The sequence below is a fragment of the uncultured Rikenella sp. genome (assembly GCF_948810725.1).
Lineage (GTDB): Bacteria > Bacteroidota > Bacteroidia > Bacteroidales > Rikenellaceae > Rikenella.
The window spans coordinates 326756-352293 of record NZ_CAQIVA010000001.1; the positions used below are offsets into that span (position 1 = coordinate 326756).

The window sequence follows — 25538 nt, forward strand, 5'->3', positions numbered from 1 at the left end:
ATGACAGATCACACGCATATGGACGATCTTCTGGACGGCGGCCGCCTGTTGCCGCTGGTCGAAGACTTCTACACCATTCAGGGCGAGGGATACCACGCGGGTAAACCGGCCTATTTTATCCGATTGGGCGGATGCGATGTAGGGTGCCGGTGGTGCGACGCCAGATTCACCTGGAACGCCCGGCTCTATCCGCCGACGCCGGTGACCGAGATTATCGAGCGGGCAGCGGCCTTGCCGGCACAGGCCATCGTGATTACGGGCGGAGAGCCGACCCTCTATCCGCTGGAGCCGCTGACCGCGGCACTCAAGGCGCAGGGGCTGGAGATATTCATCGAGACCTCGGGCACCCATCCGCTGACGGGGGCAATCGACTGGGTTTGCCTGTCGCCGAAGCGGCAACAACCGCCTTTGACCGAAGTACTCCTGCGGGCGGACGAACTCAAGGTCATTATCGAGACCGAGAAGGATTTGCAATGGGCCGAAGAGAATGCCGCACGGGTTTCGACGCATTGCCGCCTCTACCTGCAACCGGAGTGGAGCCGGCGCAAAGAGATGGTTCCGGTGCTGGTGGAGTACGCCAAAGCCGATCCGCGGTGGAACATCTCGCTCCAGATCCATAAATTCATGCACATTCCATAGTACTATGTTCACATTCGAAGCATTTTCGGATTTCGTCCGTTCGCTGACCCCGACGATTCGGGAGACGGTCGAGAAATACATCGGTCGCGTCCAAGTGGAGTACAAATCCGACCGCTCGCCGGTGACCCTGGCGGACAAAGAGATCGAACAGTATATCGTCTCGCAGATCGAAACCCGTTTTCCGGGCGGCACGATCGTGGGCGAGGAGAGTGGCACGCATCCGGCGACCTCGCCCGACACCGAATCGCAGGTCGAATGGATCATCGACCCGATCGACGGCACGAAAAGTTTCATCCACGGCGTCCCGCTGTTCGCCACCCTGATCGGCGTTATGGTCGGCGGGAAAGCGGTTTACGGTGCCATCTACAACCCGTTGCTGGACGACCTGATCGTGGGCGACAACCGGGTGGCGCTTTGGAACGGCGTGCCGACACGGATGCGCGACTGTGACTCGCTGGCCGGCGCGACTTTGCTGACCACCGACCTGCTCGACATCGAACTGCATCGGAACCTGCCCTCCTTTTTAGAGCTGGCACGCGAATGCCGACTCCTGAGGACGTGGGGCGACGCTTACGGTTACTGCCTGCTGGCAACGGGCCGGGCCGATATACTGGTAGACCCGATTATGAGCCGGTGGGACATCGCCGCCCTGATTCCGGTGATTCGCGGAGCCGGCGGAACCATTACCGATTACTACGGCGGCGAGCCGGAGACGGGCGATTCTATCATCGCCTCCGCACCGGCTTTGCACGAGACCGCGATCGCTATGCTGAACAAATAACCGCCCTCGGGTTTGGTCAGCGCAGGAAAAAGCACTATCTTTACGCCACATTCAACGTTCGGGGTGTAGCGCAGTCCGGTTAGCGCACCTGCTTTGGGAGCAGGGGGTCCCAGGTTCGAATCCTGGTACCCCGACAATCGAGAGGGGGTGGAATTTCCTTAGGAAATCCCACCCCCTCTAATTTTTTCACTGCCGAATTACCGTACCCGGAAAGTCGCCAGCACCCCCTTGTGATCCGTCGGCCAGTTATCCGTCGCCGGCAGCAGGAACGGGTCTTGCGAATGCTCCACCATCCGCCTCCCCCGCTGCACCGAGCCCCGCGGCCCGAAAATCGTCACCTCCCGCAACTTCAGCCGCTTGTCCGGCCGGTAGAAGATGAAATCGATCCGCTCCCGCTCATCCGCCTTGGGCGCCCACAGCAACTGGCGCATCTCCGCCCCCGGACAGTCCGCCGGATAGGTATAGCCCGGATGGGTCACCGGATTCGGATATTTCACCCGATAGGCATCCGCGTATCCCGCTCCGTCCAGCAGCGTCGTCACCGTCCACGGCACCACCATTCCCCGATGATCGGCACTGTCGCGCGTCGCCTCAGTCCAGTCCAAATGCGACGGCTCGTTGAAATCGCCTCCCAGCAAAATCAGATGGCCCGCCGCCGCATCCCGGGCCGCATCGGCCAAGAACAACCGGATCGCGTCGTCCCGCTGCGACGCCACATTATCCGCCAGGATGCTCGCCAAGTCGGTATCCGGCTCCGGCAACTCCGCCCACGTGCTCCCGTCGTATCCCCGCACCCGATAGTAAGCGCAATTCCGATAGTCCAGATGGGTCGTATAGACGCTCACCTTTTGCCCTTCCGGCAGGGTAGCAACCAATTTGTACATACTCCCGTGGTCGTCTTTCTCCGGAAAGATCGTCACGCTGTCCGAAATCGGGAAGCGGCTCAACAGCCCCGAATCTTTGCTTTTGAACGAATAGTAGTTCTTTCCCTTCGCCCGCAACGACTCGACGATCCGGTCGCAAAAACGGGTGCCGTTGTAGTTCCGCACCTCGCTGAGCATCACGAAATCAGCATCGGCATACTCGATCTCGCTGACCAGTGCGTCATAACCGCCGGGTACAGCCGTTCCCTCCTGCCAGATATTGATTTGCAATACTTTGAGTTCTCGCGCAGCGGCAAGGCCTACTCCCCAAAGCAGGCCGACCAAACAGATGAAAAAACGTCTCATTTTTCTATGTTTTACTTTGTCATTCGAATTTTTACCTCCTTTTGCTTACCTCTCATCGGGCCCCGCCCCGGGCTACCGCGAACGTTCCAATGGTGAACTGGTAGGTCCCGGCGGATACGGGTACAGCTACTCTGCTTCGTTCAACAATTCCCACTGTTTTTGGCTCGACTTCAAACCAACATGGCTCAATCCCAGCCATACGCACGGTCGTACCCACGGTTTTCCGTTACGTTGCCTCTCGGAATAAATGGGAGGCAGAGGCATTTAGGGTAGAGGCTGCCAGTAAAACGCCCTGTGGGCGCGCCCCGGGCTTCCGCCACCCCACGGACGGCGCGTTTAGACTCATCGGCGGCAGCGGTTCCCACTGGTCTTGTTCTGCCAAAGATACTTATGGCATAAGTGCAAGTTTCGGCATGTCATGGTTCGACACCACCACTTCTGACACCCGCGCCCACGGTCTTCCGTTGCGCTGCCTCTCGGAATAAACGGAGTATCTATTCCGTCAAATGTTCCACCAGCACCTTCACGCCGATCAACACCAAAATCACCCCGCCGACCAGCTCCGCCCGCCAACCGATCCGATCCCGACTGCGTCGCCCCAGCAGCAACCCCGCCAACGAAGCCGTCAGCGTCACCGCCGCAATCACCAAAACCGCCGCCAACATATTGATCCACTGCGAATCGCTCGGCACGATCGTCAGCGGCAACATCGCCATCGCCACCCCCGCCACCACGGCATCGATACTCGTCGCAATCCCCAGCGTCACATTCCGCCCCCAACCGAACAGCTGCTCCGCCTCGCCGCCATCCTCCCCCTCGTCCGTTCCGAAAGCGTCGAAAATCATCTTCCCGCCCAACACCGCCAGCAGCACAAAAGCCACCCAATGGTCATACGCTTCGATCGCAGCCCGAAAATTCGCCGCAACCGTCCATCCGATCAGCGGCGCCACGCCCTGACACACAGCCAATACCACCGCAAAACGAAACATCCGCCCCCGCACCGCACCCTCCTTCTGCACCGCCATCCCGCACGAAAGCGATACGGCAAACGAGTCAAAACAGAGACTCAGAGCCAGCAATAACAGAATCGTCAAATTCATATCATTCGATTATTTTCGAAAACCCTCCTCATCGTCAGCCAGTTCCAACTGCAAAATCGGATACGGTTTCCCCTCTCCGTCAAAATCCGATCGCCCCCTGCGGATGAACCCCATCCGACGATAAAATCCCTCCGCCTGCGTGTTTTGTTCATTGACCTCCACCCGGCTGCAACCGAGTTCGTCGACCGCATAGCGTACCAATCGTGCGCCGATCCCCCGCCCACGCCACTCGGGAGCGACGAAAAGCATCTCGATACTGCCCGTCGCCCCCGCCGTCCCAAGAAAAGCCACGATCCGCCCTCCGTCGTCCCGTGCCGCTACCAACCGCACCGCCCGCAGATACCCCGGCATCCGTTCTCGATAGAACAGCCGATCCGCCTCCGACAGGAAATCGTGCGTCGCCCGCACCGAAGCCTCCCATAAAGCAATCAAGGCAGGATATTCCACCTCTGTCACCGATGTCAATTCCATATTTTCGCGTCTTATCTCACGATGGTGGCAACCACCTCCCGTTCTTGCGCCCGGTCTCGGAATTCGCCCAGATAAATCCCCTGCCACCGCCCCAACGCCAGCCGCCCGCCTGCGATGGGAACCGTCACGCCCGACCCGACGAGCGACGCCTTGGCATGAGCCGGCATATCGTCGTCCCCTTCGAGCGTATGCCGAAAATAGGGTTGTCGCTCCGGCACCAGCCGATCGAAGATCGCTTCCAAATCGACCCGGACATCCGGATCGGCATTCTCGTTGATCGTCAGCGCCGCCGACGTGTGGCGAATAAACAGATGCAGGAGTCCCGCTTCCGGCAACGCAGGCAGCGCAGCCATCACCTCGTCGGTAATCAAATGAAAGCCGCGTGCCCGCGCTCGGAGGGTAAAAACCACTTGCTCGACCATATCGCACCTACCGTTCCAGCAGCTCGGCCCGGAAACCAGCCTCCGTCACGATACGCACAATGTCTACCGCCGTCAAATCGCTCTCGACGGTCAGCACCTTATCCGGCCCCGTCAAGTCCAACGACCACGCCCCCGTCGCCACTCCATTTTTCTCCAGCGCAGCGCCGATGGCAGCCGCGCACCCGCCGCATTTCGCATTGGTTTTGAATTTATGAATCGTCATTTTATGTAAATGTAAAAATTAATCTTCAGATTTTAGGGTAGAGTAGTCTCGGCTTTTCACGCAGTCCGTTTATTCCGAGAGGCAACGCAACTGAAAACCGAGGCCGCGGCTGCTCGCGTTGTTGGGACCAAGTGCCGTCGCGTGGAAAGCCAGGTTGACTCCATTGCTGCCTTCCGCCGATGAAGAATAGCAGTATCCGAGATAGCCTACACTGCCCAACGTGCCTGAGTGTGCGGGGCGATCGCCCGGGGCGGGGCCGTTCGACAGCCGAAAGTATTCCGATCCGTTTTAAAACCGGCTCCACTTGAGCCTCAAGCTGTTGAGCACCACCGACACCGAACTGAACGCCATCGCCGCGCTCGCCCACATCGGACTCAGCAGGATGTCGTAAGCCGGATACAAAGCCCCCGCCGCCAGCGGAATCCCGATCAGGTTGTAAATGAACGCCCAAAAGAGATTCTGCCGAATCGCCCGCACCGTCCGCCGGGACAAAAGCACTGTCTGCGGCAAACGCGCCAGGTCGGAACTCATCAAAGTCACCATCGCCACATCCATCGCAATATCCGTCCCGCGCCCCATCGCCACGCTCACATCCGCCCGCGCCAGCGCCTGCGAATCGTTGATCCCGTCGCCCACCATCGCCACACGCCGCTCCTGCAACTGCCGCACGTATCGCTCCTTATCGTCCGGCAGCACCTCCGCCCGGAGATGCCCGATGCCCAGCTCCCGAGCCACCGCCTCGGCCGTCTTCCGCCCGTCACCCGTCAGCATGTGCACCTCGATCCCCATCCGCTCCAACTCCCGCACCGCCTCCGCCGAAGTCGGCTTCACCGGATCGGCGATCGCCGCCACCGCCAACAGCTCAGCCCCCCGTCCATATCCGATCACGCTCTTTCCCGACGCCTGCCACGCCTCGATCTGCCGTCCCGCCTCTTCCGACACCTCCGCTCCATACTCCGCAGCCAGCGTCCGGCTTCCGACCCAATACGTTTCGCCGTCCTCTCCCCGCACCGCAATCCCTTTCCCCGTCAGGCTGCGGAAATCGGTCACCTCCGCCGCCGCAATCCCAGCCTCCGAAAGCGCCGCCACCACAGCTGCCGCCAACGGATGCTCCGACCGCAGTTCCGCCCCCAGCAGAACAGCCTGCAACCGCCCGCGCGCAGCCTCCGGAGCCAGCCAGAGCCACTCCGTCACCGCCGGTCTCCCCTCGGTCAGCGTGCCCGTCTTGTCCAGCACCACCGTGTCGATCCGGCACATATTCTCCAACGCAAACGCGTCCTTAATCAGGATTTGCCGTTCGGCCGCCCGACCGATCCCCACCATCAACGCCGTCGGCGTCGCCAGCCCCAGTGCGCACGGACAGGCGATCACCAGCACCGATACCGCCGCCAACAGGGCATAAGTCAAATTCGCCCAGCCCCCGAAAGCGATCCACACCGCGAACGTCACGAGCGAGATGCCGATGACCGTCGGCACGAAAATCGCGCTCACCCGATCCACCATCCGTTGCACCGGCGCCTTGCTTCCCTGCGCCAGCTGCACCATCTCCACAATCCGCGCCAGCACCGTCTCCGCACCCACCGCCCGCGCCTCCAGCACGAACGCGCCGCGCTGGTTAATCGTCCCCGTCCACACTCCATCGCCCGGATTTTTCGACACTGGCAGCGGCTCGCCGCTGATCATACTCTCATCCACATACGAAGCCCCCTCGACCACCAGTCCGTCCACCGGAATCCGGTCGCCCGGACGCACTGCGATCCGATCGCCCGGCCGGAGCTGCGCAATCGGCACCTCCCGTTCCGTCCCATCCTCCCCGACCAGACGCGCCCTCTTCGGCTGCAAGCCCATCAACCCCCGAATAGCCGACGAGGTGCTCCCCTTGGCCCGCTCTTCGAGCAACTTGCCCACCGAGACGAAAGCCACGATCATCGCCGCCGCCTCGTAATAGACATGCGGTTCCAACCCGTGCACCCGCCACACTTCCGGAAACAGCGTATTAAAGAGGCTAAATAGAAAGGCGATACCGGTGCTCAACGCCACCAGCGTATCCATATTGGCCTTTCCGTGCCTGGCCTGCCGCCACCCCGTCGCATAGAATCCGCGCCCGAAGACGAAAAGCACCGGCACCGTCAGCCCCAGCTGCACCCACGGCGACCACGACGCATGCATCCACCCCATTCCCACGACCATCAACGGCACACACAACGCCCAGGCCCAAAGCGTCCGCCGCAGCAGCGCCCGATAGTGCCTCCGCTGCTCCCGCTCCTGCGCCTCGACAGCATTTTCCTCGTCGATAATCAGGTCGTAACCGATCACCCGCACCGCCTCGCGCATCTGTTCGGGAGTGATCTCGGACGGATCGTATTCGACCCCCAAGGTACCGGCCGCAAAATTGACCGACGCCTCGCAGACCCCCGGCAACGCCCTCACCGTGCTCTCCACGCTCGCCGCACAGACGGCGCAACTCATTTCCAAGACCGGAACGGTCTTCTTTACCCGATTTTTCATAATTTCGTCCAACGGAGCCCCACAAGGCCCCGATACAAAAATAATGGAAATCCTACATAGTTTCGCCCCCGTCGTCACCCCGACGAGCCGAGTTCTGATCCTCGGCACGATGCCAGGCGTCGCATCGCTCGCCAAACAAGAGTATTACGGCTTTCCGCACAACGCATTCTGGCGCATCATAACCGCATTGGGCGGAGCAGACGATGTGCCGGAATGCTATGCCGACAAATTAGCCCTGCTGCGCCGCACCGGAATCGCCCTGTGGGACGTGTGTCACAGTTGCCGCCGGGCGGGGAGTCTGGACAGCCACATCGTAGACGAGGCCCCGAACGACATACCGGCTCTGCTGACGGCCCACCCCTCGATCCGGGCCGTGGCCTTCAACGGCGGCCCTGCTTTCCGGCTCTTCAAGAAGCACATCGGTCTCGACACGATAGGCGAGGGGAGGGCCGTGCTGACCCTGCCGTCCACCAGCCCGGCCAACGCCTCGTGGTCGTACGAGCGGAAGCTCGCCGCCTGGTCGGAACTCAAAAAATGGCTTTAAACCTTATGCCCCCGCCAAATTCCTTTTCCGACAAACTCGTAAGCCGCCAATACCTACGACTAATTCGAATGCGCCTACCCACTATCACCCCCAATCGTGCAAGACGACATTCTAGGCTTTGCTTAGTCGGATGTCATAGTGTTGAAACTTTACTCTGACACCCAACTAGGCAAAGCCCTAATAAAGCAGTGGAATGCAGCACTAATGCCACCATTCGATTTGAATTATAGCAAGAGATAGTCGGTTCTGGGATAAGAACCGTTCAAAACGAAACAATATTGAGTAAGATAACAAGCACCTACGTGTATACCTCACAGCGTGTGATTCAGGATACACCAAGAAAGACACAAGAACATGGACAGGAACTGCACAAGCAGTAAAATTAAAGAAGTCTATTTTACGGTGATCCTGTCGTTCCTAAAGAATCGTGTAAAATAACCTCAACAGCTCTTACAAAAATGTAACAACCCCAACTCACACTTTGATCATCCTAAGTTCGAAAAACAGAACACAACTATCAACTCTAACAAAAGTTGATACACAACATCTATTTTATTTATTTTTCAGAGCGATTTTCAACGGACTACGTTTTACACTCCCCTTAATTTCATAACGCTTTAGCAAATTTTCGACTTCCTTTTGAACTCCATCATTTGCAAGCGGACCTATCAGGATCTCTATCCCTTGCATAGCTTCGGGCCTATACGGAATATCAATATAATCAGGCAAAATGACCATCCTGTCGAACTGTTCAATTATTTGTTTAGATCCACAAATCTTCACTGCTTTTAAACCCTGAATCACATATCTCCATTCTTTTTCAAAAGCCCAGTCTTCAATTTTCTTCAACCCCAACTCAGATAATCGAGTTTCAATCATCAAAAATGAATCCTTACTTCCTTTTTCCTTTTTTTGCGAAATCGCATTCCGGCAAATATCTTCTAAATTAGTTACATACTCAACCCGAACAGGTCCGATAACTTTATCAACAATACGACATTTATCCCACTCATCATTCGGTACTGAAATTTTTGCGTCCACCAATATAGGGTCGATAACCGACGCAAGTACAAAGGAATCCGACAATTCTACTTGTTCCCATTGATTCTTGATATTAAATAAATTAGTCGGTAATTTAATTCTTAAACCTCTAAATTCAGCATATAAATTCCATAACGGAATCATATCTTTCTCTTCAGCATTCCAACACGAAACATAAATACATTTTCTAAGGTATTGGTGATCTTCATCTTCAATAACATTAAAACCTTCATATTTATCGTTCAGCCGATCTAAGCGATTAAACCGAATTTTACGAGATTTAAAAATTGCTTCTAAAGTTTCACAAGATGTATAATGATACAAATACTTAGGAATCATATATACCTCTTATTTAATACAACAAAATTAAAATGCCCAAGATAAAACAACACCCAAAACCAATTGAAATCACACCTATTTTCAGCAACTTTCTACTCGTAAGCGTTCGACTTCAGAATCCCCACCTCCCTCGGCGTCAGATAACGCCAGAAGCCTCTCCGCAGCCCCATCTTCGTCAGACCGGCGAAATAGACCCGATCCAGCTTCACCACCTCGTATCCCAGCGCTTCGAACATCCGCCGCACGATCCGGTTGCGCCCCGAATGGAGCTCCACCCCCACCTCGCGCATATTCCCCTCCACCCAGCTCACCTCGTCGGCCCGAATCGGCCCGTCCTCCAGCTCGATCCCGGCGGTCAATTTCTCGATATCCTCCTCGCTGCACGGCTTATCGAGAAAAACGTGATAGATCTTCTTTTTATTGTAGCTCGGATGGGTCAGCTCCTTGGTCAGATTGCCGTCGTTGGTCAACAACAGCACCCCCGTCGTATTCTTGTCCAACCGCCCCACCGGATAGACCCGCTCCTTGCACGCGCCCTTCAACAGGTCGATCACCGTCCGATCCGCATGCGGATCGTCCACTGTCGTCACATACCCCTTCGGCTTATTCAGGATGATGTAGACCTTTTTCTCCCCCTTAAGCAACTCCCCGTTGAGCCGCACCTCGTCCTTTCCCGGCCGCACCTTCGAACCCAGCTGATCGACCCGCACCCCGTTCACCGTCACCTCGCCCGCCTCGATCAGTTGATCCGCCTCGCGCCGCGAACAGACGCCCGACATCGCGATAAACCGATTGAGCCGCATCTCCGCCGGCATCGCCTGCGCCGCCTCTTCATACCGCCGCCTGCGTTCCCGCCCCTCGTCGGAGGAGCGCTTATCGGAATAGGCCTGCTTCTTGTTGTTATTGTTCTTGGAGTAGGGCTGCCGTTTATCCGAGTCATACGCCCGTTTCTTCATCCCTTCCGGACGATCTTCCTCGCTCCGCGTCGCATCCCGCCGCGAGCCGAACTCTTTCTGTTTGAACTCCTTTTTCGGCCCCTTCTTCTTGAAGTCGTTCCGAAAATCCTTGAACACCGGCCCCTCCGTCCGTTCGTCTCCGCGTTCTTCTTCGGCCTCCTCCTCGCTGCGCAACGCCTCCTCGCGCCGCGTCCGGAAGAAAGAACGACCGCTCCGGCCGTCGCGTCCGCCGAACGGACGCTTCTTATTCGTATGCTTTTGATCCATAATATACTTGCAAAACAGTGCTGAAAACGTTGCAAAGATACCCCTTATTCTCTAAATTTGTACGCATTTTCAACGAACCATGAAAAGATACGACTTCGACACCTGCATCGACCGCCGCGGCACCGCCTGCGAAAAATACGAAGACCTGATGACCATTTTCGGCACCGACCGGGTGATTCCGCTCTGGATCGCCGACATGGACTTCGCCACGGCCGACTTCATCGTCGAAGCGATGCACAAACGGATGCAACATCCGATTTTCGGCTACACCTTCCGTCCCCGGTGCTACCACGAAGCGATCTGCGGCTGGATGGCACGACGAAGCGAATGGCAGATTGACCCGTCGTGGATCGCCTTTTCGCCCGGCGTGGTGGCGGGGGTGACCTTCGCCATGCTCAGCTGCACCGAGCCGGGCGACGGCGTCGTTATCCAGCCGCCGGTCTACCACCCGTTCGCCAACACCATCCGGAACAACGGACGCAAGGTGCTGAACAACCCGCTGATTCAGGATCCGGAAGGGGAGGGCGGCTGCGGCGGCTACCGGATCGACTTCGAAGATTTGGACGCCAAGCTCTCGCAGGCGCGCGCGATGATTCTGTGCAACCCGCACAACCCGACCGGGCGGGTCTTTACGAAAGGCGAACTCCTGAAAATCGGCGAGTTGTGCCGCAAACACGACGTCACGATCATTTCGGACGAAATCCACTGCGACTTCATCTTCCGGCCCCATCGGCACCTGCACATCGCCGCCCTGAACGACGATCTGGCCAATCGGACGGTGACCCTGATCGCGCCGAGCAAGAGTTTCAACGTAGCCGGATTCTCTACGGCGGCAGCCGTGATTCCGAATGCCGAACGCCGCGCCGCCTATCAGACCGAAGTGGACAAAATCCATATCGAAAATGGCAATATCTTCGGTGCCGTGGCCTTGCAGACCGCTTACGAGCAGGGCGACGAGTGGATGAACCAGTTGCTGGAGTACTTGCAGGAAAATGTCGATTTCGTCTATGAATTCATACAGAAGGAGCTGCCGTCGGTGAAGTGCTACAAACCGGAATCGACCTTCCTGATGTGGCTCGACTTCCGCGCCTGGGGGATGACTCAGGAGGAGCTCAACCGCTTCCTCGTGGAAGAGGCGGGGCTGGGCTTGGGCGATGGCTCCATTTACGGAGCCGAGGGCACCGGTTTCGAACGGCTCAACATCGGCACACCGCGGTCGGTGCTCGAACGCGCTTTGAGCCAGCTCGCCGAAGCGGTGCAGAAACGGGGATTGTGACCCTATTTTTCCGCATGTGAACAGAACGACTAACCCAAAATTCAACCTATATGTTCCTGAAAAACAAGACAATCGCTCTCTTTCTGACGGCCGCATTCGTCGGAGGGGCCTCTCTGACGGCCGAGTCGGCCACGGCACGGGCACCGAAGGTGAAACACGTCATCCTGATCGGTACGGACGGCTTCAGCGCTGAGATACTGACCCAAAATCCCGGTGCGTTCCCCAACATAGAACGGATGATGAAAGCGGGCTCTTACACCACCGAAGCGCGGAGCGTACTGCCTTCGTCGAGCGCCATCAATTGGGCCACCCTGCTGATGGGAGCCGGCTCCGAGATGCACGGATTCACCGAGTGGGGGAGCAAGACCCCGGAGGTGGAACCGATCTGCACCACCAAATACGGGATGTTTCCGGGGATTTTCAGCGTCGTGCGCGACCAGCGGCCGGAGGCGGTGACCGGCGTGGTCTATTCGTGGGAAGGGATCGGCTATCTGTTTGAAAAAGAGGCCGTCGACTTCGTCCGGGCGACTCGCGACGACGATGACGAAGCGACCCGACTCTTCTGCGACTTCGTGAAAGAACAACAACCGACGCTGGCCTTTATGTACATCAGCGAACCGGATCACACGGGACACACACGCGGATGGAAATCGCCGGAATACATCGCCTCCTGCCAAAAAGTCGATTCGCTGGTGGGCGTCATCTATGACTGCGTGCGGGAGAATATGGATATGAAGACGACCGCCGTCATCTTCACCTCCGACCACGGCGGAAAAGGAACGGGACACGGCGGCAAGACCATGAGCGAGATGCAGGTGCCCTATATCGTCATCGGGCCCAAGATTCCGGCCGGACAGAAAATCGACCGCATCGTGATGAAATACGACAACGCGCCGACCATCGCGGATCTGTTGCGGCTCGACGCGCCGGAGGCTTGGTACGGAAAATCTATTCTGCGGTAGTTTACCCGCAACCTTCTGGACAGCAACAGGGAGCACGCTTTATCGCAAGCGTGCTCCCTGCTTTTTTTGATCGCGCCTCCGCCGCACTTATTCTGTCTTCAACGCATCCACCGGATTCGCCGTCGCCGCCCGCCAACTCTGAACCGTCACCGTAGCTAGCGTAATCGTCAGCACAATCAACAGCGACACCGCGAAAACCCACCAGTAAACCGGCGTCCGGTAGGCGAATCCCTCCAACCACTTGCTCACCCCGTACCACGCCAACGGCACCGCCACTACGAAGCAGATCAACACCAACCGCACGAACTTCCGGTTGAACATCCCGAGAATCTCGCTCACCGTCGCCCCCAGTACCTTCCGCACCCCGATCTCCTTGCGCCGATACTGGGTTTCGAAGACCACCAGCCCGAAAACACCCACCAGCGAAATCACCACCGCCAACAACGAGAAAGTCGTAATCAGCGCCGTCGTCTTCCGCTCCTTCTGGTAGACACTGTTGAAGACCTCGTCGTAGAACTGCACCGACACCGGATACGTAGGATCGAACTCGGCCACCGTCCGGCGGATATGTTCCACCGCCCGCTCCACATCGCCGTTGATCCGGACATACGTCCACGGCAGAGCCGAGACATAACGCCCCCTCAACGGCTCGACACTCAGACAGAAAGCTCCCGAGCTGGTGAGTTGCAAAGGTTGATAATTGATGTCCGGCATGATTCCGACCACCTCGCCGTAGCCCCCGAGATCGAGTCCCGGTTCGATCACCGGATACATGCGCCGCGCGGCTTCGTTCATAATAAAGTGCATCCGATCGGAGGTCAGGTCATTCTCCTGAAAATCGCGCCCTTCGGTGACCGGAATCCGCATGACGTCCAGAAACTCGGGCGACACCGGCAGGTAGGCGAATCGGAGCGTCTCGCCACCCAGCTTCGTTTCGTTGGCCTGCGCCCCGCCCGTGCCGAAGAGGAACTGCGAGAAAGCCACGTGCTCGATCTGCGGACTCTCCTTGAGGCGGTTCACCAGCCTCGTCCGGTTCTCCCGGGTGAGCGCCTCGTTCAGCTCGAGCACCGCCACCTGCTCCGTATCGTAACCCGTATCGCGCGTACGGAGGTATCCGTTTTGGAGCTGCATGAAGAAAGCCGCGATGATCAGCCCCGTCGAGATCACATACTGCATTCCGACTAACACCGTCCGCAGGGCACGCCCCCGCAACGAGAGCCCGAACGATCCTTTAAGCACCAGCGCCGGCGGAAAACGCGTAGCATAGAAAGCCGGATAGATGCCCGCCAGCAGCCCGACGCCGAGAGCCACCGCAAACGAGATCGCGACGATATCCGGCGCAGCCCCCAGCGCGATATCGGCATCGAAGAAGGCCGTAAAACCGGTCTGCCCGACGGCATAGACCCAAAGCAGGGAGACGAGAAAAGCCAGCAGCGCGATTCCCACCGCCTCGCCGACCAGCACCGTGCGGAGCATCCCGACCGACGAACCGAACACCTTTTGCGTATTGATACTCTTGATCCGAAGCGGCACGAGCGAAGTGGAGAAATTGACGAAATTCACCGCCGCAATCCCGATCACCAGCAGCGCGATAGCCAGCAGCACAGAGGTCGTGGCCCGACTCCCTTTCGGCACGGAGTCGTACTGCGTATCGGCTGCATAATGCAGGTCGGCCAGCGGATGGAGCCGCACGGCCTTGTAAGCCCGAATCCACCCCGGAATATCCGGCGAGTGGAGCACCTCGTTCAACAACTGCCGTTCGACCTCTTTCGGATCGCTCCCCTCCGCGAGGGTAACATACAACTGATAATTGAAGTGCCAGCCGTCCCACGGCCACCAGGCCAGCGGGTCGATCCCGTTGTAGACGACGTTCTGCACCAGCGTATTCCGCGGAAAATCGCGGTAGACGCCTCCGACGGTCATCAGCGTATCGTGGTTGCTGGTGAAGGTGATCGACCGTCCGACGGCCGACTCCGAGCCGAAGAACTTCCGCGCCATGCTCTCCGGAATCAGTACCTGTCCCGGTTCCTGCAACACCTCGCGCCGACCCTCAACCATCCGGAAGTCGAATATCTCGGCAAAGTCCGGATGAACCAGGTGGGCATCGACCCGGAAGCCCTGCACCGCGCCGTTGCGTTCGACCTTGGCCAGATTCCCGATCGTCCCATACTCCATCCGCAGGCCGATCGCCTCGATCTGCGGCAAGCGGGTTTCGATCAGTTCGGCCCATTTACGTCCCACCATCGCATTGTACTGTGTGCTGTCCCCGCTCACCTCGACCCGGTAAATCCGATCGCTCTTCGGGTGGAACCGGTCGAACGAGCGGTCGTAGCTCACCTGCATCAGAATGATCGTAAAGGCGGCAAAGGCTACGCTCAATCCCAGGATATTGAGCGTCGAGGCCAGCCGAAAGCGTCGCAAGACGGTCAGCAAATTTCGTAAAATCAACTTCATGGTCAATCAAGAATTTATAGAGATACTCCGGGTTATGCCGAAACCATACCAAACTATTTATTTCACTGATAAACAAATTATTACAGAATACACACCGTCCGACTGATGTCAAAAAATTAGACATCGACTGTCTAATTTTTTGACATCAGGACACTCTATACCTCCTCCACGTTCATCCTTTTGCCAAACCCGAATAAACTCCCTATCTTTGTTTTCAAACGGACGCCGAAGAATCCCGTCCGGACATATCTTGCTCAATCGTCATCAGAATCACCACCTCGAAACGAACACGAGCAAACCGAATCCTTATTTGTTGAGTACACTACGCATAGTATAGCGTAGAGTCGCCCCATAAAATAAGGAGGCTTGTGGTGAGCCTTGATGACGTATGGCGGAGGCTCTACGTCTTTTTTTGACCCCTGAGTTCTTCGCCGAACCCGCAAACCGGCATTTACCGAAGAATCATAAACGTCATCAAATCACCACTACCATGAAGAAACTCTCTTCTCTGCTGTTATGTACAGCCACATGTCTCGTTTGTTCGTCATGCGCCACCATCTTCTGCGGTTCCCGCGCCAAAGTCACTTTCAACAGCAATGTACCGGTAGAATCCGCCACGCTGACCATCGACGGACAAAAACACACTCACGTATCTTTCCCGTATAGAACCAAAATAAAACGAGGGTTCCGAAAAACAGAGGTAACAGCAGAAGCGTCAGGGTACGAAAAAACAAATTTGACTGTCTACAAAAATTTCAATGCAGCATCTCTGCTCAATATCCTGTTAGGCGGCATAATCGGTCTCGGCGTCGATGCGGCCACAGGCGCCATGATGAAACCGGATGAAGATTATTACCTCATCCAATTCACTCCGGTTCCCAAAGCAGAAACAGCCGAATCGGATCAATAAGCTTTCACCCATCACTCGGTAAATGCAAGGCCTCCGGGCTGTGAATCTCTGCGATGAGAGATTGCACAGCCCGGAGGCCTCGTTTCGAAAGCTGTCGGAAAAGCGGTTAGAAAATCGGGTATTTCACAAATACCTCGATCGCCTGATATTCCGCCATCCCGAGCTTATCGTACAACTGAGCCGTAGCCTGCGTCCGGTCTTCCGCCCGTTCCCAGAACTCGCGTTTGTCGTCCCCCGGGAACGGCACGATATCCTTCTGCGACAAGTGCCGGTAAATGGCATGGCGTTTCTTGATCACCTCGTCCGGACTCAGTGGCACCGCCATGTCCACCATATCCAAATCCCACTCCTGCCAAGCCCCGCGGTAGAGCCACATCACGCAATCCTTCAACCATTCGTCCCCCGCCTCTTTGATCTGGTTCACCGCCGCCAGCACGATCTCGATACAAACGCGGTGCGTCCCGTGCGGGTCCGACAGGTCGCCCGCCGCATAGATCTGGTGCGGCTGAATCTTCCGCAGCAGCGCGACCACGATATCGATATCCGCCTGACTGATCGCCCCTTTCTTCACCGAACCGGTTTCGTAGAACGGCAGATTGAGGAAATGCACATTGGTATCGTCGTTCAAGCCGAAACTCCGGTCAGCCGCTCTGGCCTCGCCGCGCCGAATCGCCCCTTTGAACATTCTGAGCTCGAGCGGTTCCGGCTGTCCCTTCACCTTGCTCTGAATCAGCTGTTTGAAGTGTTCGTACTTGTCCTCGAACCCGCATTCGCGCGCCGTATCCAAGGTCTGAAGCACCACATCGTCATGCACGGCGATATTCCCGGAAGTCTGGTAAGCGACATGCACGTCGTGCCCCTGATCCGCCAAGCGAATAAATGTCCCCCCCATCGAAATCACGTCGTCGTCCGGATGCGGGCTGAAGATCACCACCCGTTTCGGGAACGGGAACGACCGTGCCGGCCGCGTCGAGTCGTCGGCATTCGGCTTGCCGCCCGGCCACCCCGAGATGGTATGCTGCAAATCGTTGAAAACCTGAATATTGATCTTATCGTAGGTCAACCCCGTCTCTTCGATCAGCTGCCCGAGGCTGTTGTCGATATAGTCCTGATAGGTCACCTTCAGGATCGGTTTGTTGACCTTCTGGCAAAGCCACAAGACCGCTTTCCGGATAAACCGGTTCGTCCACACGCACGTCCCCACGAGCCACGGTGTCGCCACTCGCGTGAGTTGCGACGCCGCGTCTTCGTCCAACACCACCTCGACATCCGTATGATTCTGCAAGTACGAAGCCGGCACAGCCGCATCCACAGCCCCCTCGATCACTTTGACAGCCACTTTCGATTTATCCTCGCCCCAACCGATCAGGATGATGCGTTTGGCCTGCATAATAGTGGCAATCCCGACCGTCAGCGCCCGCGTCGGCACATTCTCGATCCCGTAGAACGACGATGCCACCAGTTTGCGCGACGCATTGCTCAACGCCACGATCCGGGTGCGGGTATTCTGATAGGTTCCGGCCTCGTTCAGCGCCACCTGGCCCTGATCGCCCATCCCGAGCAGCAGGATATCGATCCCCCCCGCAGCGAGAATCTCCGCTTCGTAGGTTTTGCAATATTCGCTGACTCGTTCCGCCGGCACCGTTCCGTCCAGCATATGCACCTGTCCGGCCGGAATATCCACCTGGTTGATCAGCTCCTCGTACAACGAATAGGTATAGCTCTGCTGTTCGTTCGCCTGGATGGGATAGAATTCGAACTGGGTGAAAATCACGACATTCTTAAAGCTCAACCCCTCGTTTTTATGCCGCCGCACCAATTCCCGATAGACGCCGATGGGCGATTTCCCGGCGGTCAACGCCAGCACGCAGTTTTCTCCCGCCGCCGCTTTGGCCTGGATCGTGGCCGCGATTTCGTTCGCCACACGCACCGCTCCCTCTTCCGCCGTCGCCGCAATGTAGGTGGGAATGCGCTCGAACCGGGTGACGATCTCCATCGGTTCGGCCCCTGCTTTCAGTCCTCCTTCGGTCTTAAGCTTGTAATTGGTACTCATAACGGTTTTATTGTTTTGATGTTTCGTTGATAATCATTCCGAACGCTTCGCCCATGGTGAGGCCCGCCTCGCGCCACTGCTGGGGCACGATACTGGCCGCGCTCATCCCCGGCGTGGTGTTGACCTCGATAAAATAAGGCTCTCCCGTCCGTCGGTCGATAATGAAATCGACCCGCACGACCCCCCTGCATCCCAAAGTACGGTACGCCTCCGCCGTCGCAGTATTGAGTGCACGTACCACCTCCTCTGGCAATATCGCCGGCGTCACCTCGCGACACGCCCCTTCGTATTTGGCCTCGAAGTCGAAAAATTCTTTCTCCGAGATCAACTCCGTCACCGGCAGAATCCACTCCCGTCCGTCGATCACCATCATTCCGCAGCTCACCTCGCGCCCGTCGACGAACTGCTCCAAGAGCACCGCATCGCTCTCCGCGAAAGCCGCCTCGATAGCCGCTTCGATCGCCGCAGGATCGGCCGATTTGATTTTCGTCACCCCGAAACTGCTCCCGCTGGCATTCGGTTTGATGAAAAACGGCAACCCCAGCTCCTCTGCAATAGCGTCCGCCTCCGGCAGCGGCTCGCCGCGCCGCAGCAAGATCTCCCGCGCCAGATTGATCCCCGGCCTCCCCCGCAAAGCCGCCTTACAGAGCGACTTATTGAAAGTCAGCGCCGAAACCTCCGGCGTACAAGTCGAGTAGGGGATTCCCATCAATTCGAAATACCCCTGCAAAATGCCGTTCTCGCCCGGCGTCCCGTGAATCTCGATCAGCGCATAATCGAACTTTTTTTTGCCGCCCGCCCCCGGCTGTACCGGATCGACGAAACTGAAATCGTTCAAATCCACCGGCACCATCGCCCCCTGAGGCGTCGCGTCCACCGGATTGACCCGCCACACCCCCTTCCGCAGCACCACCAAATAGGGTTCATAAACATCCCGGTTCAGGCAGCTCCACACCTGCGCTCCGCTCTTGTATGAAATCACATCCTCGGAAGAATCTCCCCCGACAATCACCGCAATAATCTTTTTTTCAGCCATTTTTTCGTGTTCCCGACAAAATTTCAGCCCTTCCGTTGCCCGCCGACAACGGTATTGCACTCTACAAATTTATGGATTTTTTGCTTTATCTTTATCCAATAAATATCCAAAAACTCACCTCCTCATGAAAACCACTGTCACAGAGCTGTTTAAGATAGAACACCCCATCGTTTCGGGGGGTATGGTCTGGTGCAGCGGCTGGCGGCTCGCCTCGGCCGTATCGGCCTCCGGAGGGCTGGGACTGCTGGGGGCCGGCTCCATGCACCCCGAGACGCTGGCGGAACACATCGCCAAAACCCGGGCCGCACTGGCCGACAGCGGCCGACCGTTCGGCGTGAACGTCCCGCTGTTCTACCCCGAGATCGAACGGGTGATTCAACTGCTGATCGATGAACGCGTACCGATCGTCTTCACCTCGGGCGGCAACCCGGCACTCTACACCGGCCGCCTCAAAGAGGCGGGGATTACCGTGGCGCACGTGGTGGCCTCGGCCCGTTTCGCCCAAAAAGCAGAAGCGGCGGGGGTGGACGCCATCGTGGCCGAAGGGTTCGAGGCGGGCGGACACAACGGACGGGAGGAGATTACGACCATGGCCCTGATTCCGCAGGTGCGGGCGGTGACCGGGCTGCCGCTGCTGGCCGCAGGCGGGATCGCGACCGGAGCTAGCATGCTGGCCGTCATGACGTTGGGAGCCGACGGAGTGCAATTGGGCACGCGCTTTGCGCTGGCCGCGGAGTCGTCGGCCCACGAGGCTTTCAAACAGCTGTGCGTGACTATCGGAGAAGGGGATACGATGCTTGCGCTGAAGAAGTTAAGCCCGGTTCGGATGATTAAAAACGAATTTTACCGCCGTGTGGCCGAAGCCGAGGCGCGAGGGGCTTCGGCCGAAGAGTTGCGAGAGTTGCTGGGCGCAAAACGTTCGAAACGAGGCATTTTCGAAGGCGACCTGACGGAAGGAGAGCTGGAGATCGGACAAATCGCGTCATTGATTCGCGAGGTGGAGCCGGTGGCGGAGATCATGCGCCGCCTGGTGACGGAATTCGACGCCGCCGCAGAGCGGGTCAGCCGATGGAAAACCGATACGGGAAAGGCATAGAGCGATGAAAATCGACGAAATCGGAGAATTCGGACTGATCGGCCGCATCGCCGCCGCTTTTCGGCCGCTCATACCGACAGGGTGGGAGGGGATCGGCGACGACTGTGCCGTCATTCCGTGGAGCGACGACAGGTCGGTGGTCGTCACCACCGACCTGCTGATCGAGAATGTCCATTTCCTGCGCGACCGGATTTCGGCTTACGATTTGGGATACAAGGTCTTAGCCGTCAATCTGAGCGACATAGCAGCGATGGGGGCCACGCCGGCGGCCACCTTCCTGAGCCTCGGTCTGCCGGCCGACGGGGTCGGGGTAGAGTGGTGCGACCGTTTTTTTGAGGGCTACCGCTCTTTCGGCGTACCGCTCTTGGGAGGCGACACGACCGCTTCTCCGCAAGGTATCGTCGTCAACGTCACAGTACTCGGAATAGCGGAAAACGACCGGATCAAGCGGCGGAACGGGGCAGAGGCGGGCGACCTGATCGTCGTCACGGGGCCGCTGGGCGACTCGGCAGCCGGATTACAGGCCTTGCTGGCGGATTTGCCGACCACGCCGGAAATCGCCGCCCTGATCGAGGCCCACCACCGTCCGCGACCGCATCTGGCCGAAGGGGAGTGGCTGGGACGCGAAGCCGATGTGCACGCTCTGATGGATGTTTCGGACGGCGTGGCCTCGGATTTGGGACACATTCTGCGCGCATCGGGGGTCGGGGCGGAGATCGACACGGCGTCTCTCCCCGTCTCCGACCGATTGCGAAAAACGGCCACGGAGCAGGGGTGGAAGCCTTTGAAATTGGCTTTGACCGGCGGCGAAGACTACGTTTTGCTGGGGACGGTGGCTCCGGCGCGGTTCGAAGAGCTTCAGGCCCGGTTCACGGCCCGGTTCGGACGACCTTTGGCTGTGATCGGACGCTGCGTCGCCGGGCCGGCCGAAATCCGATACGACGGAAAACCGCTGGATTTCAGCGGATTCAAACACTTTTGACCATGAAACGCATATTGACCATAGCCGGTTCTGACAGCGGCGGCGGCGCAGGTATCCAGACCGACATCAAGACCATTTCGGCCTTGGGGGGCTACGCATCGAGCGTCCTGACGGCCGTGACGGCACAGAATACGAGGGGGGTAACGGATGTGGAGTTCCTCTCGCCGGATATCGTTGAGAAACAGTTGCGCGCCGTGCTGGACGACATCGGGACGGACGCGGTGAAGATCGGGATGCTGGGCACGAGAGAGGTGGTCGAGCGGGTTGCCAAGTTACTGGAAACGTACCGTCCGCCGATCATCGTGCTCGACCCGGTACTGGTCGCCACCTCGGGCGACGTGCTGACCGCCGGGAGCGCGACGGAGGCTATCGTACACCGCCTGATGCCGTTAGCCACGGTCATGACGCCCAATATTCCCGAGGCCCAACGACTAACGGGGCTCTCCATCGCCTCGCCGGACGACTACGAGACTGTTTGGGAACGATTTCGGGCGATGGGGGCTCAGGCCGTCCTGCTCAAAGGAGGTCACCTGACGGGCGACCGGCTCACCGATACGCTCTTTTCCACCGGCGATCCGACGGCGCATGCCTACACCCACGCCCGGATCGAGACGCGAAACACGCACGGCACGGGCTGTACCTTATCTTCTGCTCTGGCCGTTTATCTGGCCATGGGCCTACCCTTGGCCGAAGCGGCAGAAAAGGCGACAGACTTCATCCACGACGCGATCGTCGCCGCCCGCGACCGTTCGATCGGTTCGGGACACGGGCCGGTCGATCCGTTTTTCGTTTTCAATCGCTGACTCCGCCCGAAATTTACCGTATCTTTGCCCGGCAGGCCATGAAATTCGAGCGACTTTTCTCCAACCGGAACATCTTCATCTGCGCGACCCTGGTATTCGTCGCGTGGATCGTCTTTTTCGACCGGAACAACTACCTCGACAGCCGGCAGCTGGATCGAAAAATCCGGGAATTGGAACAGGAAAAGATATTCTACATCCACAAGATCGCGGAAGACAGCGCCGTGATCGCCGGGCTGAAAGACAGTGCGTTTCTGGAACGCTTCGCCCGGGAGAACTTCCTGATGCACCGCCCGGGCGAGGTGATCTACCTGATCGACGAAAAGTAACCGCGTTCCGGAAAAGGCGCAAAGCCTATTTTCGCACCCACCGCCCTCCGACCATCGTCCTCCGCAACGCGAAATCGTCATCGAATACGATGAGGTCGGCATCCATCCCCCGGCGAATCGCCCCCTTCCGTTCCGAAATTCCCATAATGCGGGCCGGTGTCTCAGCCGCCATCCGCACCGCCTCCGACAACGAACATCCGGCCTCCCGCACCATCGTGCGAATCAGCCGAATCCCCGTGGCAATACTCCCCGCAATGGCTGAACCGTCCGCCAGCTTGCAAACCCCCTCCTCGATCATCAGCCTCGAATCGCGTCGGCAAATCCCCTCCTTTTCCCCCTCCGAGCACGCCTCCGACATCGCATCCGTCACCAGAGCCACCCGCTCCGTCCCCTTGATCCGGCAAACGAGCTGCAAGATCGCCGGCGGCACATGGATCCCGTCGGCAATCACCTCGACCGTCATCCCTTCGGTCAGATAAATCCCCTCGACCGTCCCTTCGTACTTGTAGACCCCCTCCTTATGCACCGCCGTCATCGCGTTATAGAAGTGGGTGGCATGCGTGAATCCCGCCTCCCAAGCCCGTCTCACCGCCGGATAGTCGGCCGTCGTATGGGCCACCGAGACCACCACGCCCCGTTCCGACGCATACCGGCCGAACTCCAACGCCCCCGGCAGCTCCGGAGCCGCGCTCCAGCGTTTGATACACGTCGTCCCCTCCAACAGCTCGTGATATTCTTCCGGCTTCGGGGGATAGATGTGATCCGGATGCTGCGCCCCCTTCATCGCCGGATTCAGATAATTGCCCTCCAAGTGCAGCCCCAGGATACACGCCCCATCGCCAGCCGGTTCGGTCATCACCGCCTCGCACGTCCGAATCGCCCGCCGAAAAACCTCCACGGAATCAGCCGCAATCGTCGGGTAGAGCGCCGTCGTCCCCCGCAAGGCATGCGCCCGGGCGATCGCCCGGAAAGCCTCCGGCGTCGCCTCCGAAAAATCGTGCCCCGCCGCTCCGTGCACATGCATATCGATACACCCCGGAGCCACATAACACCCCTCCGCATCGAACACTTCGGCATCGGCCGGCAACTCGACATTCCGCTCCGTCACCTCAGCGATTTTACCCTCCGTAACGATGATTTGCCCCTGCGACAGAATCCCTCCCGGCGTCACCACCCGGCCGTTTACGATTTTCACCCAAGCATTAACCGACATTCTTGTATCTCCCTGTAAATGAAAACGATAACTGCAACGCTACTTCTCTTTTTTGAATAAACAACCCGCTCGCCGGTTGCATCTTTCAGGCGAAAAACGATGCCGTGAAATGCTTGATCGCCGAGATGATAAAACCAAGCACCACCGCATTGACCAAAACGAACGGAACGGCCTTCTTCTCCTCTCTGGCTATCATCACGACCATCGGAAGGGCCATCAGAACAGCCACAATGGGGCCGACCAACCAATGAGTTACGCCTATCTGCGGAAGCGTCGTATTGAAAACGACGAATGTGACCACCACATACTGAAGAAAAGCAGACCAGCAATTGGCCCGGTTCATCTTTTTCAGAAACATGGGAAGCGCGTCTATCAAGCCGACGACCACTCCCACAAAGATGGTAAATACGATTGCCATAACTCTGTTTATTTGGATTGAGCTTTGTTACAATTTCGGGAATCCTCCCCCTCAAATTCTGTATCCCCTCAAAAATTCTTCGACCTCCATAGCCCGTTTTCCCGCCACCTGCAACCGGTCGACGTACAGCCACCCGTCTGCGCAGGCCACTCGCAACCAGTGTTTTCCATCGGATTCAAAATCAGCAGTCGCCGCCACCTCACCAGGCGCAAAAGATTCGCCATGCGCCGCCAGAATTTTAGCCGTTGTCCTCGGCGCCGACACCTCGCCCGATCCCGGAAAATCGCACCACGCTCCCGGATAGGGACTCAACCCGCGCACCTTATCGTACAACGAGCGGGTAGAGTAGTCTCTCCACCGTTTCCCCTCGGCCACCAACCGGCAATCCTCCTTGAAAATCTTCGGCGCCGGTTTCAGTGCACCCGCACCGGCTCCATCCGCAAGCTGCGCCTGTGCCCGAATCGTCCCCGCAGCCAACGCCTCCACCGTCTCCACCACCAATCCTGCCCCCAGTTCCATCAACCCGTCGTGCACCGTCCCCGCCGTATCGGTGTCCGAAATCGACAACTCCCTCTGCATCAATATCGCCCCCGTATCGATCTCGTGATCCAACAAAAACGTGGTCACCCCGGTCTTTCGTTCCCCGTTCATCACCGCCCAATTGATCGGCGCCGCCCCCCTGTAGTGCGGCAGCAACGAAGCGTGGAGGTTGAATGTCCCGAGCCTCGGCATCGCCCAAATCACTTCCGGCAGCATCCGAAAAGCCACCACAATCGCCAGATCGGCCTCCAACGCCTCGAAAGCCGCGACAAACTCAGGGTCTTTCAGTTTCACCGGTTGCAGCAGCGGCACGCCCGGCAAAGCCTCTTCGGCATACCGTTTGACAGCAGACTGCTGCATTTTCAATCCCCGTCCCGCCGGCTTATCAGGCACCGTCACGACTCCGACGATGCGGTATCCTCCCTCGACCAACCGTCTGAGGGGTTCGACCGCAAAATCGGGCGTCCCCATGTAAACTATCCGTAACTGTTTCGCGTCCATTTATATATGTAGTGGAAATGTATCTCTCATCTCTCCGTTTATTCCGAGAGGCAACGCAACTGAAAACTGTAGCCGCGAAGGTACACGTCGCTGGGGCTGAGCGCCGTCACGCTGAAGCTCAAGTACATGCCACGGTAGTGGTCGCCCGAACCGTAGGACGTGGACGACCAGCTGTACCCGCTGTTGCCGACGGTCCACAACGCGCCCTCGCCGTAGCCGCGGTTGCCCGGGGCGGGGCTGCTCGGCCCCCGTTTATTCCGAGAGGCAACGCAACTGAAGACCGTAGGCGCGGCTGAAAGTAAAACTGGGATCGAGCAATGTTGGGCGAAATTCCATCCATACTCCATTAATCGCGTTCACCTGCGATGAAAGGCTGTAGCCGTAGCCGCCGACGCTCATCAGTGTGCCCAACCCCCCGCTGGGTCCCGCGTCGCGGAAGCCCGGGGCA

At 58.0% G+C, this 25538-nt stretch carries 28 protein-coding genes and 1 tRNA gene; 12 read left to right on the forward strand and 17 right to left on the reverse strand.

All coding sequences use genetic code 11. The features are described from left to right. The 3 genes from Q9S52_RS01655 (at position 1) to Q9S52_RS01665 (ending at position 1554) form a co-directional block, all read left to right on the forward strand. Complete coding sequence (locus tag Q9S52_RS01655) at positions 1 to 639, forward strand: 7-carboxy-7-deazaguanine synthase QueE (RefSeq protein WP_304707953.1); 639 nt, start codon at positions 1 to 3, stop codon at positions 637 to 639. Positions 640 to 643: 4 nt separating this feature from the next. Continuing rightward, complete coding sequence (locus Q9S52_RS01660) at positions 644 to 1420, forward strand: inositol monophosphatase family protein (RefSeq protein WP_304707954.1); 777 nt, start codon at positions 644 to 646, stop codon at positions 1418 to 1420. A gap of 59 nt (positions 1421 to 1479) precedes the next feature. Next, a tRNA-Pro gene (locus tag Q9S52_RS01665) sits at positions 1480 to 1554 on the forward strand. 63 nt (positions 1555 to 1617) lie between these two features. On the opposite strand, the gene Q9S52_RS01670 is transcribed toward Q9S52_RS01665, so the two are convergent. After that, a complete protein-coding gene (locus Q9S52_RS01670; RefSeq protein WP_300828583.1) occupies positions 1618 to 2649 on the reverse strand; it encodes an endonuclease/exonuclease/phosphatase family protein in 1032 nt (343 codons plus the stop codon). Here Q9S52_RS01670 and Q9S52_RS01675 point away from each other — a divergent pair. Then, positions 2633 to 2896, forward strand: a complete 264-nt coding sequence (locus Q9S52_RS01675; RefSeq protein ID WP_297625646.1) for a hypothetical protein — start codon at positions 2633 to 2635, stop codon at positions 2894 to 2896. The genes Q9S52_RS01670 and Q9S52_RS01675 overlap by 17 nt on opposite strands. A 247-nt stretch (positions 2897 to 3143) precedes the next feature. Here Q9S52_RS01675 and Q9S52_RS01680 read toward each other — a convergent pair whose 3' ends face one another. The 6 genes from Q9S52_RS01680 to Q9S52_RS01705 all read right to left on the reverse strand — a co-directional run bounded on the left by Q9S52_RS01680 (position 3144) and on the right by Q9S52_RS01705 (position 7373). Further along, positions 3144 to 3749, reverse strand: a complete 606-nt coding sequence (locus Q9S52_RS01680; RefSeq protein WP_304707955.1) for a manganese efflux pump MntP family protein — start codon at positions 3747 to 3749, stop codon at positions 3144 to 3146. Positions 3750 to 3758: 9 nt separating this feature from the next. Then, positions 3759 to 4220: a GNAT family N-acetyltransferase gene (locus Q9S52_RS01685; RefSeq protein ID WP_304707956.1), complete on the reverse strand. Its 462-nt coding sequence runs from the start codon at positions 4218 to 4220 to the stop codon at positions 3759 to 3761. A gap of 11 nt (positions 4221 to 4231) precedes the next feature. After that, positions 4232 to 4642 (reverse strand): secondary thiamine-phosphate synthase enzyme YjbQ, encoded by a 411-nt coding sequence (locus tag Q9S52_RS01690; protein ID WP_304707957.1) that lies wholly within the window; start codon positions 4640 to 4642, stop codon positions 4232 to 4234. A 7-nt stretch (positions 4643 to 4649) separates the two neighbouring features. Beyond that, positions 4650 to 4865, reverse strand: a complete 216-nt coding sequence (locus tag Q9S52_RS01695; RefSeq protein WP_304707958.1) for a heavy metal transport/detoxification protein — start codon at positions 4863 to 4865, stop codon at positions 4650 to 4652. A gap of 69 nt (positions 4866 to 4934) precedes the next feature. After that, positions 4935 to 5084, reverse strand: coding sequence for a hypothetical protein (locus Q9S52_RS01700; protein ID WP_294591253.1), 150 nt, complete (start codon positions 5082 to 5084; stop codon positions 4935 to 4937). Positions 5085 to 5153: 69 nt separating this feature from the next. After that, positions 5154 to 7373: a cation-translocating P-type ATPase gene (locus tag Q9S52_RS01705; protein ID WP_304707959.1), complete on the reverse strand. Its 2220-nt coding sequence runs from the start codon at positions 7371 to 7373 to the stop codon at positions 5154 to 5156. A gap of 43 nt (positions 7374 to 7416) precedes the next feature. Here Q9S52_RS01705 and Q9S52_RS01710 point away from each other — a divergent pair, with 43 nt between their 5' ends. Further along, on the forward strand, positions 7417 to 7917 hold the full coding sequence (locus Q9S52_RS01710) for a DNA-deoxyinosine glycosylase (RefSeq protein WP_304707960.1): 501 nt from the start codon (positions 7417 to 7419) through the stop codon (positions 7915 to 7917). 552 nt (positions 7918 to 8469) lie between these two features. On the opposite strand, the gene Q9S52_RS01715 is transcribed toward Q9S52_RS01710, so the two are convergent. After that, entirely contained in the window at positions 8470 to 9297 is an 828-nt protein-coding gene (locus Q9S52_RS01715) for a hypothetical protein (protein ID WP_304707961.1), read from the reverse strand. Positions 9298 to 9389: 92 nt separating this feature from the next. After that, positions 9390 to 10520: a pseudouridine synthase gene (locus tag Q9S52_RS01720; protein ID WP_304707962.1), complete on the reverse strand. Its 1131-nt coding sequence runs from the start codon at positions 10518 to 10520 to the stop codon at positions 9390 to 9392. A 79-nt stretch (positions 10521 to 10599) separates the two neighbouring features. On the opposite strand from Q9S52_RS01720, the gene Q9S52_RS01725 reads away from it, so the two are divergent. Both Q9S52_RS01725 and Q9S52_RS01730 read left to right on the forward strand, forming a co-directional pair. Next, positions 10600 to 11796 (forward strand): MalY/PatB family protein, encoded by a 1197-nt coding sequence (locus tag Q9S52_RS01725; RefSeq protein ID WP_297625611.1) that lies wholly within the window; start codon positions 10600 to 10602, stop codon positions 11794 to 11796. A 50-nt stretch (positions 11797 to 11846) separates the two neighbouring features. Then, positions 11847 to 12758 (forward strand): alkaline phosphatase, encoded by a 912-nt coding sequence (locus Q9S52_RS01730; RefSeq protein WP_297625608.1) that lies wholly within the window; start codon positions 11847 to 11849, stop codon positions 12756 to 12758. Between the two features lie 87 nt (positions 12759 to 12845). On the opposite strand, the gene Q9S52_RS01735 is transcribed toward Q9S52_RS01730, so the two are convergent. Next, positions 12846 to 15212, reverse strand: coding sequence for an ABC transporter permease (locus Q9S52_RS01735; protein ID WP_297625605.1), 2367 nt, complete (start codon positions 15210 to 15212; stop codon positions 12846 to 12848). Positions 15213 to 15702: 490 nt separating this feature from the next. On the opposite strand from Q9S52_RS01735, the gene Q9S52_RS01740 reads away from it, so the two are divergent. Beyond that, on the forward strand, positions 15703 to 16122 hold the full coding sequence (locus Q9S52_RS01740) for a hypothetical protein (protein ID WP_304707963.1): 420 nt from the start codon (positions 15703 to 15705) through the stop codon (positions 16120 to 16122). 106 nt (positions 16123 to 16228) lie between these two features. On the opposite strand, the gene Q9S52_RS01745 is transcribed toward Q9S52_RS01740, so the two are convergent. After that, positions 16229 to 18175 (reverse strand): 6-phosphogluconolactonase, encoded by a 1947-nt coding sequence (locus Q9S52_RS01745; protein ID WP_304707964.1) that lies wholly within the window; start codon positions 18173 to 18175, stop codon positions 16229 to 16231. A 7-nt stretch (positions 18176 to 18182) separates the two neighbouring features. Continuing rightward, on the reverse strand, positions 18183 to 19211 hold the full coding sequence (locus Q9S52_RS01750; protein ID WP_297625598.1) for an ATP-grasp domain-containing protein: 1029 nt from the start codon (positions 19209 to 19211) through the stop codon (positions 18183 to 18185). 124 nt (positions 19212 to 19335) lie between these two features. On the opposite strand from Q9S52_RS01750, the gene Q9S52_RS01755 reads away from it, so the two are divergent. Genes Q9S52_RS01755 through Q9S52_RS01770 form a run of 4 tightly spaced genes read left to right on the forward strand, consistent with a single transcriptional unit; the run spans position 19336 to position 22418 of the window. Next, positions 19336 to 20307, forward strand: a complete 972-nt coding sequence (locus Q9S52_RS01755; protein WP_304707965.1) for a nitronate monooxygenase family protein — start codon at positions 19336 to 19338, stop codon at positions 20305 to 20307. 4 nt (positions 20308 to 20311) lie between these two features. Continuing rightward, a complete protein-coding gene (gene thiL, locus Q9S52_RS01760) occupies positions 20312 to 21289 on the forward strand; it encodes a thiamine-phosphate kinase (protein ID WP_294591272.1) in 978 nt (325 codons plus the stop codon). 2 nt (positions 21290 to 21291) lie between these two features. Next, positions 21292 to 22092: a bifunctional hydroxymethylpyrimidine kinase/phosphomethylpyrimidine kinase gene (gene thiD / locus Q9S52_RS01765; RefSeq protein WP_294591274.1), complete on the forward strand. Its 801-nt coding sequence runs from the start codon at positions 21292 to 21294 to the stop codon at positions 22090 to 22092. A gap of 38 nt (positions 22093 to 22130) precedes the next feature. Further along, the gene (locus tag Q9S52_RS01770) at positions 22131 to 22418 is read left to right on the forward strand and encodes a septum formation initiator family protein (protein WP_294591276.1); all 288 of its coding nucleotides are present in this window, start codon (positions 22131 to 22133) and stop codon (positions 22416 to 22418) included. Positions 22419 to 22443: 25 nt separating this feature from the next. Here the strand turns inward: Q9S52_RS01770 and nagA are convergent, their stop codons facing one another. The 5 genes from nagA to Q9S52_RS01795 all read right to left on the reverse strand — a co-directional run bounded on the left by nagA (position 22444) and on the right by Q9S52_RS01795 (position 25501). Next, on the reverse strand, positions 22444 to 23631 hold the full coding sequence (gene nagA, locus Q9S52_RS01775; RefSeq protein ID WP_294591278.1) for an N-acetylglucosamine-6-phosphate deacetylase: 1188 nt from the start codon (positions 23629 to 23631) through the stop codon (positions 22444 to 22446). 85 nt (positions 23632 to 23716) lie between these two features. Further along, positions 23717 to 24049 carry a hypothetical protein gene (locus tag Q9S52_RS01780; RefSeq protein ID WP_297625580.1) on the reverse strand — a complete coding sequence of 111 codons (333 nt, stop codon included), beginning with the start codon at positions 24047 to 24049 and terminating at the stop codon, positions 23717 to 23719. A 51-nt stretch (positions 24050 to 24100) separates the two neighbouring features. Next, a complete protein-coding gene (gene fmt / locus Q9S52_RS01785) occupies positions 24101 to 25090 on the reverse strand; it encodes a methionyl-tRNA formyltransferase (protein ID WP_304707966.1) in 990 nt (329 codons plus the stop codon). Positions 25091 to 25128: 38 nt separating this feature from the next. After that, positions 25129 to 25290, reverse strand: a complete 162-nt coding sequence (locus Q9S52_RS01790) for a hypothetical protein (RefSeq protein ID WP_304707967.1) — start codon at positions 25288 to 25290, stop codon at positions 25129 to 25131. 52 nt (positions 25291 to 25342) lie between these two features. Further along, positions 25343 to 25501 carry a hypothetical protein gene (locus tag Q9S52_RS01795; RefSeq protein ID WP_304707968.1) on the reverse strand — a complete coding sequence of 53 codons (159 nt, stop codon included), beginning with the start codon at positions 25499 to 25501 and terminating at the stop codon, positions 25343 to 25345. Positions 25502 to 25538: the final 37 nt, after the last annotated feature.

Excerpts from the sequence above, each read along its gene's own strand:
- Q9S52_RS01695 (WP_304707958.1), bottom strand. The coding sequence starts at position 4,865 with ATGACGATTCATAAATTCAAAACCAATGCGAAATGCGGCGGGTGCGCG.
- Q9S52_RS01770 (WP_294591276.1), top strand. The coding sequence starts at position 22,131 with ATGAAATTCGAGCGACTTTTCTCCAACCGGAACATCTTCATCTGCGCG.
- Q9S52_RS01670 (WP_300828583.1), bottom strand. The coding sequence starts at position 2,649 with ATGAGACGTTTTTTCATCTGTTTGGTCGGCCTGCTTTGGGGAGTAGGC.
- Q9S52_RS01710 (WP_304707960.1), top strand. The coding sequence starts at position 7,417 with ATGGAAATCCTACATAGTTTCGCCCCCGTCGTCACCCCGACGAGCCGA.
- Q9S52_RS01755 (WP_304707965.1), top strand. The coding sequence starts at position 19,336 with ATGAAAACCACTGTCACAGAGCTGTTTAAGATAGAACACCCCATCGTT.
- Q9S52_RS01740 (WP_304707963.1), top strand. The coding sequence starts at position 15,703 with ATGAAGAAACTCTCTTCTCTGCTGTTATGTACAGCCACATGTCTCGTT.
- thiL (WP_294591272.1), top strand. The coding sequence starts at position 20,312 with ATGAAAATCGACGAAATCGGAGAATTCGGACTGATCGGCCGCATCGCC.
- Q9S52_RS01660 (WP_304707954.1), top strand. The coding sequence starts at position 644 with ATGTTCACATTCGAAGCATTTTCGGATTTCGTCCGTTCGCTGACCCCG.
- Q9S52_RS01685 (WP_304707956.1), bottom strand. The coding sequence starts at position 4,220 with ATGGAATTGACATCGGTGACAGAGGTGGAATATCCTGCCTTGATTGCT.
- Q9S52_RS01675 (WP_297625646.1), top strand. The coding sequence starts at position 2,633 with ATGAAAAAACGTCTCATTTTTCTATGTTTTACTTTGTCATTCGAATTT.
- Q9S52_RS01715 (WP_304707961.1), bottom strand. The coding sequence starts at position 9,297 with ATGATTCCTAAGTATTTGTATCATTATACATCTTGTGAAACTTTAGAA.
- Q9S52_RS01745 (WP_304707964.1), bottom strand. The coding sequence starts at position 18,175 with ATGAGTACCAATTACAAGCTTAAGACCGAAGGAGGACTGAAAGCAGGG.
- nagA (WP_294591278.1), bottom strand. The coding sequence starts at position 23,631 with ATGTCGGTTAATGCTTGGGTGAAAATCGTAAACGGCCGGGTGGTGACG.
- Q9S52_RS01730 (WP_297625608.1), top strand. The coding sequence starts at position 11,847 with ATGTTCCTGAAAAACAAGACAATCGCTCTCTTTCTGACGGCCGCATTC.
- fmt (WP_304707966.1), bottom strand. The coding sequence starts at position 25,090 with ATGGACGCGAAACAGTTACGGATAGTTTACATGGGGACGCCCGATTTT.
- Q9S52_RS01780 (WP_297625580.1), bottom strand. The coding sequence starts at position 24,049 with ATGGCAATCGTATTTACCATCTTTGTGGGAGTGGTCGTCGGCTTGATA.
- Q9S52_RS01750 (WP_297625598.1), bottom strand. The coding sequence starts at position 19,211 with ATGGCTGAAAAAAAGATTATTGCGGTGATTGTCGGGGGAGATTCTTCC.
- thiD (WP_294591274.1), top strand. The coding sequence starts at position 21,292 with ATGAAACGCATATTGACCATAGCCGGTTCTGACAGCGGCGGCGGCGCA.
- Q9S52_RS01725 (WP_297625611.1), top strand. The coding sequence starts at position 10,600 with ATGAAAAGATACGACTTCGACACCTGCATCGACCGCCGCGGCACCGCC.
- Q9S52_RS01735 (WP_297625605.1), bottom strand. The coding sequence starts at position 15,212 with ATGAAGTTGATTTTACGAAATTTGCTGACCGTCTTGCGACGCTTTCGG.
- Q9S52_RS01720 (WP_304707962.1), bottom strand. The coding sequence starts at position 10,520 with ATGGATCAAAAGCATACGAATAAGAAGCGTCCGTTCGGCGGACGCGAC.
- Q9S52_RS01655 (WP_304707953.1), top strand. The coding sequence starts at position 1 with ATGACAGATCACACGCATATGGACGATCTTCTGGACGGCGGCCGCCTG.
- Q9S52_RS01705 (WP_304707959.1), bottom strand. The coding sequence starts at position 7,373 with ATGAAAAATCGGGTAAAGAAGACCGTTCCGGTCTTGGAAATGAGTTGC.
- Q9S52_RS01690 (WP_304707957.1), bottom strand. The coding sequence starts at position 4,642 with ATGGTCGAGCAAGTGGTTTTTACCCTCCGAGCGCGGGCACGCGGCTTT.
- Q9S52_RS01680 (WP_304707955.1), bottom strand. The coding sequence starts at position 3,749 with ATGAATTTGACGATTCTGTTATTGCTGGCTCTGAGTCTCTGTTTTGAC.